The organism is Streptomyces sp. NPDC056296 (assembly GCF_042268605.1).
In the GTDB taxonomy this organism is placed as follows: domain Bacteria; phylum Actinomycetota; class Actinomycetes; order Streptomycetales; family Streptomycetaceae; genus Streptomyces.
In genome coordinates this window covers 196050-208802 of the sequence record NZ_JBHJRX010000002.1, presented here as the reverse complement: position 1 = coordinate 208802, position 12753 = coordinate 196050, and the positions used below count along the sequence as shown (strand labels likewise).

12 protein-coding genes and 1 pseudogene are annotated in these 12753 nt (G+C 73.2%); 4 read left to right on the top strand and 9 right to left on the bottom strand.

The window, feature by feature from the left end; translation table 11 throughout:
• The first annotated feature begins 62 nt into the window (after positions 1 to 62).
• Positions 63 to 383, top strand: coding sequence for a hypothetical protein (locus ACFCZF_RS02610; protein WP_376670068.1), 321 nt, complete (start codon positions 63 to 65; stop codon positions 381 to 383).
• 110 nt (positions 384 to 493) lie between these two features.
• On the opposite strand, the gene ACFCZF_RS02605 is transcribed toward ACFCZF_RS02610, so the two are convergent.
• From ACFCZF_RS02605 to ACFCZF_RS02590, 4 genes are all read right to left on the bottom strand, one after another.
• Positions 494 to 1525: an SDR family oxidoreductase gene (locus ACFCZF_RS02605; protein ID WP_376670067.1), complete on the bottom strand. Its 1032-nt coding sequence runs from the start codon at positions 1523 to 1525 to the stop codon at positions 494 to 496.
• 296 nt (positions 1526 to 1821) lie between these two features.
• Positions 1822 to 3012, bottom strand: a complete 1191-nt coding sequence (locus tag ACFCZF_RS02600; protein ID WP_376670066.1) for an aromatic acid exporter family protein — start codon at positions 3010 to 3012, stop codon at positions 1822 to 1824.
• Between the two features lie 61 nt (positions 3013 to 3073).
• Positions 3074 to 3730 carry an HAD family hydrolase gene (locus ACFCZF_RS02595; RefSeq protein ID WP_376670065.1) on the bottom strand — a complete coding sequence of 219 codons (657 nt, stop codon included), beginning with the start codon at positions 3728 to 3730 and terminating at the stop codon, positions 3074 to 3076.
• Positions 3731 to 3792: 62 nt separating this feature from the next.
• Positions 3793 to 4824, bottom strand: coding sequence for a PHP domain-containing protein (locus tag ACFCZF_RS02590; protein WP_376670064.1), 1032 nt, complete (start codon positions 4822 to 4824; stop codon positions 3793 to 3795).
• 197 nt (positions 4825 to 5021) lie between these two features.
• On the opposite strand from ACFCZF_RS02590, the pseudogene ACFCZF_RS02585 reads away from it, so the two are divergent.
• Positions 5022 to 5863: pseudogene (locus ACFCZF_RS02585) on the top strand (SDR family oxidoreductase).
• A 78-nt stretch (positions 5864 to 5941) separates the two neighbouring features.
• Entirely contained in the window at positions 5942 to 6178 is a 237-nt protein-coding gene (locus ACFCZF_RS02580; protein WP_375907880.1) for a hypothetical protein, read from the top strand.
• Between the two features lie 268 nt (positions 6179 to 6446).
• Here the strand turns inward: ACFCZF_RS02580 and ACFCZF_RS02575 are convergent, their stop codons facing one another.
• The 4 genes from ACFCZF_RS02575 to otr(A) form a co-directional block, all read right to left on the bottom strand.
• Positions 6447 to 7694 (bottom strand): ricin-type beta-trefoil lectin domain protein, encoded by a 1248-nt coding sequence (locus ACFCZF_RS02575; RefSeq protein WP_376670063.1) that lies wholly within the window; start codon positions 7692 to 7694, stop codon positions 6447 to 6449.
• A gap of 129 nt (positions 7695 to 7823) precedes the next feature.
• Positions 7824 to 8363, bottom strand: coding sequence for a VanZ family protein (locus ACFCZF_RS02570; protein WP_376670062.1), 540 nt, complete (start codon positions 8361 to 8363; stop codon positions 7824 to 7826).
• Between the two features lie 83 nt (positions 8364 to 8446).
• Positions 8447 to 9109, bottom strand: coding sequence for a DUF4230 domain-containing protein (locus tag ACFCZF_RS02565; RefSeq protein WP_376670061.1), 663 nt, complete (start codon positions 9107 to 9109; stop codon positions 8447 to 8449).
• A 163-nt stretch (positions 9110 to 9272) separates the two neighbouring features.
• Positions 9273 to 11168 (bottom strand): tetracycline resistance ribosomal protection protein Otr(A), encoded by a 1896-nt coding sequence (gene otr(A) / locus ACFCZF_RS02560; protein WP_376670060.1) that lies wholly within the window; start codon positions 11166 to 11168, stop codon positions 9273 to 9275.
• A gap of 198 nt (positions 11169 to 11366) precedes the next feature.
• On the opposite strand from otr(A), the gene ACFCZF_RS02555 reads away from it, so the two are divergent.
• The gene (locus tag ACFCZF_RS02555) at positions 11367 to 12320 is read left to right on the top strand and encodes a ribose-phosphate diphosphokinase (RefSeq protein WP_375907894.1); all 954 of its coding nucleotides are present in this window, start codon (positions 11367 to 11369) and stop codon (positions 12318 to 12320) included.
• On the opposite strand, the gene ACFCZF_RS02550 is transcribed toward ACFCZF_RS02555, so the two are convergent.
• Entirely contained in the window at positions 12286 to 12672 is a 387-nt protein-coding gene (locus ACFCZF_RS02550) for an anti-sigma factor antagonist (RefSeq protein WP_375907897.1), read from the bottom strand. The two genes, ACFCZF_RS02555 and ACFCZF_RS02550, sit on opposite strands and share 35 nt — an antisense overlap.
• Between the last annotated feature and the right edge of the window lie 81 nt (positions 12673 to 12753).

Sequence of the window (12753 nt, the reverse complement as noted above, 5' to 3'; positions counted from 1 at the left end):
GTCGCGGAGGTACCCGGTGCCGCTCGGACGACCAGGAGGACCGTAGTGAGAAGGAGTGCGCCGTGACCGACCACCGCCTCGAAGGACCGGGCGAGAACGGTGCCGCCCCCGTCCCGCGGGACATGCCCGACCAGCAGGCCGGCACCGGCGACGACCCGTGGGAGGCCGCCGCGCCCACGCGTGAGCAGATGGAGCAGGGCCAGCGCCCGGAGGACGACGAGGACGCCCGTACGGGCGACACCGGCGACGACACGGCGGATCCGGCGGCGGGGCCCGCCACCGACGTTCCCGACACGGACGAGGCGGGGACCGGCCGGCAGGGCGAACCGCACTCGGGCGCCGTACACCCCGAGCACCCGGCGCCCGAGGAGTCCTCGGGCTGACCGGGCCGTAGGGACCGCACGCGGCGACACGCACGGGCCGTACGGACCGCACGCGGCGACACGCATGGGCGACGGGGCGGGCACAGGCCCGCCCCGTCGCCCTCTCGCGCTCAGCCGACCTTCCGCCCCCGCATCGGCTCCGTAGCCGCTCCCGCGCCCTGCTGGAAGCCCAGGAGGAACTCCTCCAGCACCTCCGTGGCCGTGTGCTCCGGACGCCAGCCCAGCTCCGCCCGCGCCCGCGTGCAGTCCATGAGCGGCAGGCGCAGCACCGCGTCGAAGAGGTGCGGAGAGGCGGGCAGCAGGTGCAGCCCCCACGCGGCGGCGATCGCCGAGCGGGCCGCGGTGCGGGGCAGCCGCACCGGACGCGCACCGAACATCTCGCCGAGCAGCTCGGCGTCGACCGTGGGCTCGGCCGCGAGGTTGAAGGGGCCCCTGGCGTCCTCGGAACGCACCGCCAGCCGGTACGCGTTGGCCGCGTCGTCCGTGTGCAGCGCCTGCACCCGCAGGCCGGGAATGTCCGGCAGGAAGGGGAGGAGCTCCGGACGCGCCAGCGGCCCCGGCAGGAACTTGCCGCCGAAGATCCGGCGCTGCTCGCTCGCCGACTCCCGCTTGAAGAGGAAGGCCGGCCGCATCCGTACCGTCCGGATACCCGGGTGGTCGCGCTCGAAGGTGTCCAGGGCGCGCTCCAGATAGGCCTTCTCCCGGCAGTACGCGGCGTCCGGCCAGCCGTGCGTCGGCCAGGACTCGTCCACCGCGTGGTCCTTCGGCCCCGGCGAGTAGGCGCCGACCGACGAGGCGTGCACCAGAGCCGGCACCCCGGCCGCGGCCACCGCCTCGAAGACCCGGATGGAGCCGAGCACGTTCGTGCGCCAGGTCGTCGCCGGGTCGTGCGTCGGCTGGAACGCCCAGGCCAGATGCACCACGGCGTCGGCGCCGGCGAAGTGGCCGGTCAGGTCGGCCCGCTCCGAGGCCAGGTCGACCGCGGCCCACTCCGTCTTCGGGGGCGACCAGTCGGGAATCCGCCGGGCCAGCCCCAGCACGGACGCGACCTCCGGATCCTCCGACAGAAGCCGCACCACACTGGTGCCCACGTTGCCGGTGGCACCCGTGACCACGATCCTGCTGCCCGTTGCGCTGCTCACCTTGCGCTCCTCTCGGCCGCCTGCCCGTAGGGAGGTCACCGGGTACCCGCCTTGCCGGCGAGGCACGCAGGAAGAAGCCCCGATCGCGACGGGGGAATCACGACCGGGGCGGCAGGTGGTGGATACGGACGGCGGTCGCCTCTCGGCGAAAGGCTCCACAGGGCTTCAGCCGAACGATCGTCCCTGTGGGCAATAGGTGAGGCCCGGGGACACTGTCCCGTCCGTACCCACGCCCCTTTCAACGGGGACGGGACTGCCGGTGTTCCACCGTCTGTCGCGTTTTGGGGTGATGTGTGTCACTGCGTTTGCTGCTCGGGGACGATCTCGGCCCACAGGTTCTCGGCCTGCAGCAGCAGCGTGCCGAGGACCGCCGTCCGGGCGGCCCCCTGTCCGGCGTGTTCCCGCAGTCCGTTCTGCAGTCGCCGGTGCAGTTCCTCCATGGTCGCCTCCGCCGCCGCCTCGGGGCGGGGCTCCGCGGCCTCGCCGAGCAGACGGGCGGCCTCGGCATGGCAGGAGTCGCCGATCAGCTTCAGCAGCCGCGCGTACAGGTCCAGCACCGGACCCTCGGGCGGGGCGGGAGTCCGCTGGTCGTCGGCCGCCACCGCCAGCGTCCGAGTCAGCGCCGTGATGTTTCCGGTGACGTGACTCCACCGTTGGTCCTCGTCCTCGGGCGGGACGCCGGTGGGCGCGCGGTGCAGCTTGCGCAGCGGGCCCGAGGTGAGGCGCAGACTCTCCCGGCTCCAGGACCGGGCCGACTCCAGGGCCTCCAGCCGACGCTGCAGCCGCGCCGCGTCGCTCGACCAGCCGGCCGTGATCTGCGCGTCCCACTCGGTCTCCCGCAGGTCGTCGGCGACGGACTGCAGGACGTCGCCCGCCTCCCGGGCCAGCGCCGCGAGGTTCTCCCGCACGTCCCTCAGATGGATCGGCGGCAGCACGAAGGCGTTGACGGCGACGCCGATGACCGCGCCGAGCGCCGCCTGCCCCACCCGGTGCCCGACCGCGGCGGCCGAGACCGCCGTGCCGGAGGCCAGGACGAACACCGCGGTGGTGGCCGTGTAGATGCCCTGCTGTCCGAAGCGGGACCAGTTCGCGATCAGCATCAGCACCGGCAGGGACAGCGCCAGCGCCCCGGTGATGTCATTGGTGATCGCCTGTGCCCCTGACGCCACCAGCGCTCCGGCGCAGATCGCCGCGAACTGCTGCCCGGCCTGCCGCACCGAGCTGTAGACGGTGGCCTGTACGAGGACCAGCGCGACCCAGGGCGCCATCAGCGCCATCGGATCGCCCAGCCAGACACCCGCCACGGCCCAGGCGATCAGCGCCGCGCCCGCGGCCTTCAGCGACTGCACGACCAGGTCGCGTTCCCGTCCAGGCGCCCGCCAGGCGGCCCGGACGGACCGTCCGACGGCACACGTCCCCCGCCACACCGCGGTCAAGGGCCGCCGGCCCCGGACCAACTCCCGGGCGGCACTCGTCACAGCGGTCATGCGGTGCCGGGTATCCGCGTGACCGGCCGGCACATCCCGAAGTGAGCCACGACACGGCGGCTCATCCGAACGGGCTCCGCTTCAGGGAGGCCAGCAGGTCGGCAGGGTCGGCGTAGATCGCGTCCGCGCCCGCCTCCTCCAGGTCGGCCCGGGGCAGACCGCCGCACAGCACCGCCACGCAGCGCACCCCGGCCCGGCTGCCCGCGCGCATGTCCCAGACGGTGTCGCCGACGAAGACCGCCCGGTCGGCCGGCACCCCGGCCAGTTCCAGGGCGTGCTCCACCGGCTCGGGCGACGGCTTGCCCGCGTCGACGTCGTCGGCGCTCGCGGTGGCGGCGATCGCGTCGTCCGCGTCGATCGCCCGCCGCAGTGCGCCCAGCTCCGGGCCGCCCGCCGAGGTGGCGAGGACCACCTTCCAGCCCTCATCGGCCAGGCGGCGCAGCAGCTTTCCCGCGTCCGGCAACGCCGGCAGGCGGTCGAAGTACTGCCCGTACAGCGCCTTGTGGGCGGCGCTCAGCTGGGCATCGTGGTCCGTGTCCCGGTCCTCGCCCAGCAGATGCCCGATGAGGTCGGTGGAGGCGAGGCCCACCGCACGGTGGATGGCGTGCGTCGGCACCCGGTGTCCCGCCTGCCGGAACGCCTCCCACCAGGTCGCCACATGCAGGTGATTGGTGTCGACGAGGGTTCCGTCGACGTCGAACACGGCCGCCCGTTCCATGCACTGTTCCCTTCCTGGTCCGTCACTGTCACTGGTCCGTGTGTGGCCCGGCGGGTACCACGTCAGCGGCCCACCACTCCGGACGGCGTACGGCCCTCCCGCGTCCAGGCCAGCAGCTCGTCCAAGGACCACGTGGTGACGACGCGCTCCGTCGGCACCCCGCACTCCTCCGCCCGCGCGCACCCGTGGATCTGCCAGTCCAGCTGGCCGGGCGCGTGCGCGTCGGTGTCGACGGAGAACAGCACTCCCGCCTCCACCGCCCGGCGCAGCAGCCGGCGCGGCGGATCGAGCCGCTCCGGCCTGCTGTTGATCTCCACGGCCGTGCCGGACTCCGCGCAGGCGGCGAACACCTCGTCCGCGTCGAACTCCGACTCCGGCCGCCCCCGCCCGGTCAGCAGCCGCCCGGTGCAGTGGCCCAGGACGTCCGCGTGCGGATCACGTACGGCGGTGACCATGCGGCGGGTCATCGCGCGGGAGTCCATCCGCAGCTTGGAGTGCACGGACACCACGACGACGTCGAGCCGCTCCAGCAGCTCCGGCTCCTGGTCCAGCGAACCGTCGTCGAGGATGTCGCACTCGATGCCGGTCAGCAGCCGGAACGGCGCCCAGGTCTCGTTGAGCCCGGCCACCACGTCCAGCTGCTCGCGCAGCCGCTCGGGGGACAGGCCGCGCGCCACCGTCAGCCGCGGCGAGTGGTCGGTCAGCGCCGCCCACTCGTGCCCGAGCGCCGCGGCGGCCCGGCCCATCTCCTCGATCGGGCTGCCGCCGTCGGACCAGTCGGAGTGCAGATGGCAGTCACCGCGCAACCGCTCCCGCAGCCGTTCACCGCCCCGGGCGAGCGGGGCCTGTGCCTCGCCCTCCAGCTTCTCCAGGTAACCGGGCACCTGCCCGGACAGTGCCTCGCGCGCGACCTGAGCCGTCTTGGGTCCGACGCCCTTCAGCGACTCCAGCGACCCGGCCCGCTCGCGCAGCTCGCCGGCGGGCAGCTCACCGAGCACCCGGGCCGCGGTGCGGAAGGCGCGGACACGGTACGTCGGCGCCTGGGACCGTTCCAGCAGGTACGCGATCCGCTCCAGCGCCTCGACGGGCTCCATCGCCACCTCCTCCTGCGGCCTGCTCCGGCACGTCCAGGGTTCCCCAGCGCCCCCGTACCCGCACCACGGGCCGGCCGGTTTGTGCTCACCGCACCCGGGTACTGCGACGCCCCGCGCACCGCTCCGTGCCGCGGGGCCGAGCAGCCGCAGAGCTGAGGAGCGCCGATGAGCCGAGGCGCGCCGAAGAGGAGGCCGTCATGCCCAGTCGCAGCCCGTCCGACGCCGAGGTGGCCGTCATCACCGGCTCCGACTCCGGCATCGGCCGCGCCACCGCCGTACGCCTGGCCGAGGCGGGGATGGACATCGGCATCACCTGGCACGCCGACGAGGAGGGCGCCGAACGGACGGCCGAGGAGGTCCGTGCCCTGGGACGCCGGGCCGAGACCGCCCGCGTGGACCTGACCCGGCTGCCCGAGGCCGCGGACACGGTCGACGAACTGTGCGAGCGGCTCGGCCGGATCGACGTCCTGGTCAACAACGCCGGTACGGGCACCGCCACACCCTTCCTCGACCTGGGCCTGGACGACCTGCGGCACGTCCTGGACGTCGACCTGGCCGGACCGTTCCTGTGCGGGCAGAAGGCGGCCCGGCGCATGATCCGGCAGGGCGACGGCGGCCGGATCGTCAACGTCACCTCCGTCCACGAGCACCAGCCGCGGGTGGGCGCCGCCCCGTACTGCGCGGCCAAGGGCGGCCTCGGCCTGCTCACCCAGGTCATGGCGATCGAGCTCGCCGAGCACGGCATCACCGTCAACGCGGTGGCGCCCGGCGAGATCGCCACGCCCATGACCGGCCAGGAGGACACCGACCCGCACACCGAGCGCCGCCCCGGCGTTCCTCCCCCAGTGCCTTAAGGGCCTGGGAGGTACCCCCAGGCCGGCCCGGCGACGCCCGCGAGGTCGCCGCCGTGATCGCCTTCCTCGCCGGGCCGGACGCCTCGTACGTCACCGGTGCGTCCTGGAGCGTCGACGGCGGCATGCTCCGGATGGGCCCGATGGCCGGATCCCATCTGACGGGCGACGACTGGCGGCGCCCCTGAGGGACCGCGCCGCCGCGTGGACCTGCCGCGGACTCGTCCGCCCGGCCGCTACCCCGGGTTGCGGCCTACCCTCTAGGCATGACCGAAATCGAGAGCCCGCACATCGGCAGTCCGCGGATCCTCGTGCTCCAGGTGCAGCCGGGCACGCCGCCGTTCCGGATCGTGGAGATCGACGGCCAGGTGGTCGGTGAGGCCAAGGCGGTCACCGACGTACTGGTGGCCGCCGCGGCCTTCGGCATCACGGTCCACGACCTGGACGACCCGGACGTGGTCCGCTGGGTGGGCGGGGACAAGTTCACCTGGACGCCGCGTTAGGGCCTGTCCGGCGGATCAGGTCGCAGGAAAGCGACGGCGCCTCATCAGCGCAGGTGAGCGGGGGCTGGTGCGTGCAGCTGCAAGGCGGAGGAGGGCGGCAACGCGATGGGGGTCCCCCCGCGCGAGCGCAGTCGAGCGTGGGGGAGTTGACAACCGACGACAACGCCGCTGGGGGCACCTCCCACGCCCTTAAGGCAGTGGGGGAGGGCGTGCCGGCCCCCGCGTCTGCGGCATGATCCGCCGGACAGGCCGTAGCCCCTCGGGTGCCTCAGCCGACCGTCCACTTCTGGTTGGCGCCACCCGTGCAGGTCCAGATCTGCAGGCGGGTGCCGTTGGCAGAGCTGCTGCCGGCGGCGTCGAGGCACTTGTCGGCCTGCGGATTGACGATGTCGCGCGCCGCGGTGACGACCCACTGCTGGGCGGCGCTGCCGTTGCAGTCCCACAGCTGGACGACCGTGCCGTCCGCCGTGCCGCCGGCGTTGACGTCCAGGCACTTGCCGAGCGCCCGGATCGTGCCGTCGGAGCCGACCGTCCACCGCTGGGCCGCGGAGCCGTTGCAGTCGTAGAGCTGTACGGGGGTGCCGTTGGCGGAGTTCGCCGCGGCGACGTCCACGCACTTGCCGGCCAGGCCCCGGATCGCGCCGCCGGTCGACGAGTCGCTCGTCGTCACCGAGACGTGGTCCACCACCAGCGACTGCGGGAAGACGGTGGAGCCGTCCGGGTCGCCGGGCCAGTAGCCGCCGACCGCCAGGTTGAGGATCAGGAAGTACGGCCTGTTGAACACCCACTGCTTCCCGCCCAGGTCGGCCGGGGTGCGCCGCTGGTAGACGTTGCCGTCCACCGACCAGGTGATCGAGTCGGGCGCCCAGTCGACGGCGAAGGTGTGGAAGCCGTCCGCGAAGGCCTGGCCGCCCGGCAGGGTGTAGCCGGCGCCGATGCCGCCCGCGCCGGAGTAGCCGGGGCCGTGGATGGTGCCGTGCACGGTGGAGGGCTCGAAGCCGACGTTCTCCATGATGTCGATCTCGCCGGAGTCCGGCCAGTTGACCGGAGTGCCGAGCATCCAGAACGCTGGCCACATGCCCTGCCCGCGCGGCACCTTCATCCGCGCCTCGACGTGCCCGTACTGCGCGGTGAACTTCCCGGAGGTGTTGAGCCGGGCGGAGGTGTACTGGCAGGTGCCGTACCAGCACTGGTAGTTGGCCGGGTTCTCCTTGCGGGCCGTGATGACCAGGTTGCCCTGGCCGTCCAGAGCCGCGTTCCTGTTGCCGGAGGTGTAGTACTGCCGTTCGTGGTTGTTGACGTTGTCGCCGGTCTCGATCTGCCACTTCGAGGAGTCGACGGCCGCACCGGCGGGTCCGTCGAAGGTGTCGGAGAACGTCACGGCGGCGGCCGAGGCGTCGGCGGCCTTGACTGCTCCGGGTTCCGCCTGGGCGGGGCCGGTCACCAGGGAGGCGGCCAGCCCGGCGGACAGGGCGGCGGCGAGGAGGCATCTGCGGAGCAGGCGTGGACGGACCACGGCTCTCCCTTCCGTACGGCGTCCCGGGGACGGGGCGCCGACCGAGGTGGGGGGTAAGGTGATGCCTCTTGATTTAAGGGGTGAGCTAAGAGGTGGTCAATACCTTGGTACGGACCACCTTCCCCACTTTCAGTCGCGGGGCCGGCGCGCGTGCACCGCGCGGCTCATCCGCCGGCCCAGGAGCAGGTAACCGGCCAGCGCACCCGTGGAGTTGAGGATGACATCGTCGATGTCGAAGGCCCGCCCGGTGACCAGGGCACCCTGCGCGAACTCCACCAGGAGCATCACCACGGCCGTCAGCAGCAGCACCCTCAGCAGCCCCCGCGTGCGGGGGGCGACGAGCGGCACCAGTACGCCGAACGGCACACCCAGCAGCAGGTTGCCGCCGATCTGCTTCACGGCGTCCCGGAGCGCCGGCTGGTCCAGATAGGCCCGCAGCGAGCTGCCGGGACGCATGTTGGTGTGGGTCAGCGCCTCCGAGGCGGGGGAGGGGTGCAGCGTCAGCCGCGCCAGCACCACCGCGAACGCCACCATGAAGACGAACGCGCACGCCATCGCCAGCAGGCGCAACGGAAGGGCGAGCGGGCGCCGTTCGCGCCGGTCGGCGTCCTCGGCCTTGGCGGCACGGGGGCGCAGTAGGGAACGCGGCCCTGAGGCGGCACGAGCCATTCGGTCCTCCAGTCGTCAACTTCCCCGTGTGCTGGAGCGGTTACCCGCGGATGCGGCGGGGATGCGGGAGCGGTTTCCGTCCCTCAGGGCCCGTAGGTCACCCGCACCTCCCCGAAGCCGAGGGAGTGCAGCAGGCCCCGGAGCATCGCCGTGGTGTTGCTCTCGGCACGCTCCTTGAGCTCGCTGTCCTTCGCCGCGTCGCCGATGTGCCTGGCCGCCAGCTTCTGTACGGCCTGCTCGCCGTTCGGGTTGTCCGAGAACAGGTCGCCGAGGCGGTCGAGCAGCCCGCGCTGCTTGGACACGGCGTAGGAGCGCTCGGGGTCGAGGGCCGGCTCGCCGAGCGCCGCGTGCGGCAGCCGGAGAGTGGCCGACGTGCGGTCGCCGTCGACCTTCACGTCGTCCTCGCCCACCTTGCCGAGGTCGACGAAGGCGTCGACGGTGCCCGCCCCGACGTACAGGGTGCGGGTGCCGCGGATCGCGTCGGGCAGGAGCTTGGCGTCCTTCTCCAGGTCCACGACGACCTGGAAGTTGCCGGACGCGGCCTCGTAACGGCTGATGTCCTGGACGGACTTCAGCAGCGCGGGGCCCGAGCGGTCGTGGGTCTCGGTGCCGAAGAGATCCTTCAGCCCCGGTACGACGCTCAGCCGGAGCCCCGCGAACAGCACGACGAGCACCAGCACGACCGCGCTCAGCACCTTCGCCCAGCCGGGCATGCGCCGGGGGAGCTTCCTGATGGGAGTCGTCATGGCGACGGCCCTCCTTCCTACTGTCCGGATGCCCCCCATCTCCTTTGCCAGACCGAGTAGTTGGCGAACGGTGACGGGGGCGGAGGCACGGAGGCGCGGAGGAACGGAGGGGCGCGTACGGCGGCACAGGGCGGTGGGTTCCGCGCGGTGATCCAGCGCGGCCTCAGTGGGGCGGCTTGAGCGGACGGTCCTCCGACGGCCTGGACGACCACACCGCCTCCCCGCGCGTGAGACCCGGCAGCCGCAGCTCGGCCTCCCGCACCCGCCGGGCCGGCAGTTCGCCGGTGATCAGCCAGGCGGGGTCGCCGCCCGTCGTACCGGTGAAATCCGCGCCCAGCGAGGCGAGCTGTGCCGTCACCGGCGCCAGCGCGTCCGGCGGAACCTCCGCCTCGAAGGCGTGGTACGGCTCGTACAGCCGCGTCCCCGCCTGCCGCAGGGCCCGGCGCAGCACGATCGGCGTCAAGCCGCGGAAGTCCGCCGCGGTGCTGACCGGCGAGCTGAAACCGGAGCGGATCAGCGTGACCCGGTAGTCCGTGACGGCGGCGCCGGTCAGGCCGGTTTGCAGCGTGGCGTGGACCGTCTCCTCCAGGGCCTGGTGGAAGGCGCGGGGGAGCGCGCCGAGCTCCGTCTCGTAGCCGAACACCCCGCCCGAGCCGCGCGGCGCCGGCTCGATGCGCAGTCCGATCGTCGCCCAGTACCGGGTGCGGTCGAGCCACGGCATCTCTTCCACGGCCTCGCCGGTGCCCGCCGGGCGCTCCAGGAACCGGACCCGGCCAGGCGCGAACTCCGCCTCGATGCCGTAGTCCTCGGCCAGCGTCGCCGCGAGCACCTCCATCTGGACCTCGCCGTACAGGAGCAGGGCGGTGGCTCCGGATTCAGCCGGGCGGGCGTGCAGCAGCGGGTCCTGGTCGGCCAGCGCCAGCAGGGCGGAGCGCAGCGGCGCCGCCTGCTCGGTGCGCCGGGCCCGGACCACGGTCTGCAGGGTCGGCGGCGCGAACTGCGGGGCGCGGTCGGTCAGCCCGCCGAGCCGGTCGCCGACACGCAGGCCGCCGGGAACGGTGAGCGCGGCGATGTTCCCGGCGGTGAGTGTGCCGGCCCCACCGACCACGTCCATTCGCGTCACCCGGCCGGAGACCTCGGTGGTCCGCCCGTCGGACTCGCGCCGCAGGAACGTCAGCCGCCGGCGTGGGCGCACCTCACCGTCGTACAGGCGCAGATACGCCGTCCGCTCGCCGCCGGGTCCCGGGCGCACGGCGAAGACCGTGCCGCTCGGATCCGCGGGGCCGGCCGTGGCGGGTGCGGCGGCCGGGACCAGCCCGACCAGGCCCTCGACCAGCTCCGCGACGCCCTGGCCGCCGAGCGCGGAGCCGTGGTACAGCGGGTGGAACGAGCCGTCGGCGGTGCGGGCGGCGAGTGCGGCGGCGAGGTCCCCGGCGGTCGGCTCGGGGCCGTCCACCAGCGCCGCCAGGATGTCCGGGTCGACCTCGGCGAGTGCCTCGGCGGTCCGCTCGTCCGGCGAGCGGCGCGTGACCCGGGCGCCCGCGGTGCCGGCGTCCGCCACCCGGGTCAGCGGCGCGACGTGCGGGGTCAGCAGGCGCCGGACGTCGGTGAGCAGGTCGTCGGTGCGCGCGCCGGCCCGGTCGATCTTGTTGACGAAGACGAGCGTGGGCAGCCGCAGCCGCCGCAGGGTACGCATCAGCACGCGGGTCCGCGCCTGTACGCCCTCCACGGCGGACAGCAGCAGCACCGCGCCGTCCAGCACCTCCAGGGCACGCTCGACCTCGGCGACGAAGTCGGAGTGCCCCGGGGTGTCGATCAGGTTGACCTGGGTGTCACCGACGGTGAACGCGGCGACCGCGGAACGGATGGTGATGCCGCGGCGCCGCTCGATGCCGCCGTCGTCCGTACGGGTGTCGCCGGCGTCGACGCTCCCCAGCCGGTCGATGGCGCCGTGGTCGAACAGGAGCCGTTCGGTGAGGCTGGTCTTACCGGCGTCGACGTGGGCCAGAATGCCGATGTTCAGGGTGCTCGGCGTGTTCGGGGTGTCCGGGATGTGCATGTGGGGTCGAGTCCTCGATGACCGTGGGCCGGAAGGGGCACTGGGTGATGTCGAGGAGTCGGCGCATGCGGGGGATCCTGACCTGACGAGGGGCGAACACGGACGGCGTCATCATGGCGCCACCCCCCGGGCCTGCCGCAACCGGATATCCGTAAGCTGAGGTCCCCCGGCCGGTCAGGATCATGCTAGGAGCGGTCCGTGCGAGACATCGCCGTGTTCAGCGGTAGTGCCCATCCCGAGCTGGCCGAGGAGGTCTGCGCACATCTGGGCGTCCCCCTCAGCCCCACCCGGGTCAGCCGGTTCGCCAACGACTGTCTGGAGGTGCAGCTCCAGGCCAACTGCCGGGAGCGTGACGTCTTCCTGGTCCAGCCGCTGGTCAAGCCGGTCCAGGAGCATCTCGTCGAACTGCTGCTGATGTGCGACGCGGCCCGCGGGGCGTCGGCCGGCCGCATCACCGTCGTCATGCCGCACTACTCCTACGCCCGCTCCGACAAGAAGGACGCGCCCCGCATCTCGCTGGGCGGGCGTCTGGCGGCGGACCTGCTGGTGGCGGCGGGCGCGAGCCGGGTCCTCGCCATGACCCTGCACTCGCCGCAGGTGCACGGGTTCTTCTCGGTCCCGGTCGACCACCTGCACGCGCTGCGCGAACTGGCCGCGCACTTCCGTCAGTACGACCTGTCCCGCACCACGGTCGTCTCGCCGGACCTGGGCAACGCCAAGGAGGCCGCGGCGTTCGCCCGGATGCTCGGCGCCCAGGTCGCGGCCGGCGCCAAGCAGCGGTACGCCGACGACCGGGTCAGCATCAGCGCCGTGATCGGGGACGTCGCCGGGCGGGACGTCATCGTGCTCGACGACGAGATCGCCAAGGGCAGCACCGTGCTGGAACTCCTCGACCGGCTGCGGGAGGCGGGGCCGCGCACCATCCGGGTCGCGTGTACGCACGGGCTGTTCGCCGCCGGTGCGCTGGGGCGGCTCAGCGAGCAGCCGGACGTGCTGGAGATCGTGTGCACCAACACCGTGCCCGTGCCGGCCGACGACCACACGGAGAAGCTGCGGATCCTCTCCATCGCCCCCGCGCTCGCCGAGGCCGTGCGCCGCATCCACAACGGCGAGTCGGTCAGCGCCCTGTTCGACGCCCCGCCGGCCGGCTGACGCCGAGCACTTCCTCCAGGGTCGGCCGGGGCGGCATCAGTCGCGCCAGGCCGGTGATCCGCAGCATGCGCAGGGTCAGCGGGTGGGTGCACACCAGGTGCACCTGCCCGCCCCGGTCGAGCACCCGGCGACGGGCCCGGTACAGCAGCCGCAGTCCTGAGCAGTCGAAGAACTCGATCCCGCTCAGGTCGAGCACGACCAGGGCGTCGGGGCGCTCCGTCTCCCGGTCCAGACGCGGGGTGATGTCCGCGGCCGACGCGATGTCGATCTCGCCCCGGAACTCCAGCACCGTGTGCCCACGGTCGCGGCGCACGTGCAGATGCCGGGTGGGCGACGGGGATTGCTGCCGCACGACGACCTTGCCTCCAGCCTGTTCCGGGGGCTCGACTACCTACGTTCTACTGCCTGCTCCGCTCGAAAAGTTACCCCGAAC

Excerpts from the sequence above, each read along its gene's own strand:
- ACFCZF_RS02600 (WP_376670066.1), bottom strand. The coding sequence starts at position 3,012 with ATGACCGCTGTGACGAGTGCCGCCCGGGAGTTGGTCCGGGGCCGGCGG.
- ACFCZF_RS02595 (WP_376670065.1), bottom strand. The coding sequence starts at position 3,730 with ATGGAACGGGCGGCCGTGTTCGACGTCGACGGAACCCTCGTCGACACC.
- ACFCZF_RS02590 (WP_376670064.1), bottom strand. The coding sequence starts at position 4,824 with ATGGAGCCCGTCGAGGCGCTGGAGCGGATCGCGTACCTGCTGGAACGG.
- ACFCZF_RS02580 (WP_375907880.1), top strand. The coding sequence starts at position 5,942 with ATGACCGAAATCGAGAGCCCGCACATCGGCAGTCCGCGGATCCTCGTG.
- ACFCZF_RS02570 (WP_376670062.1), bottom strand. The coding sequence starts at position 8,363 with ATGGCTCGTGCCGCCTCAGGGCCGCGTTCCCTACTGCGCCCCCGTGCC.
- ACFCZF_RS02565 (WP_376670061.1), bottom strand. The coding sequence starts at position 9,109 with ATGACGACTCCCATCAGGAAGCTCCCCCGGCGCATGCCCGGCTGGGCG.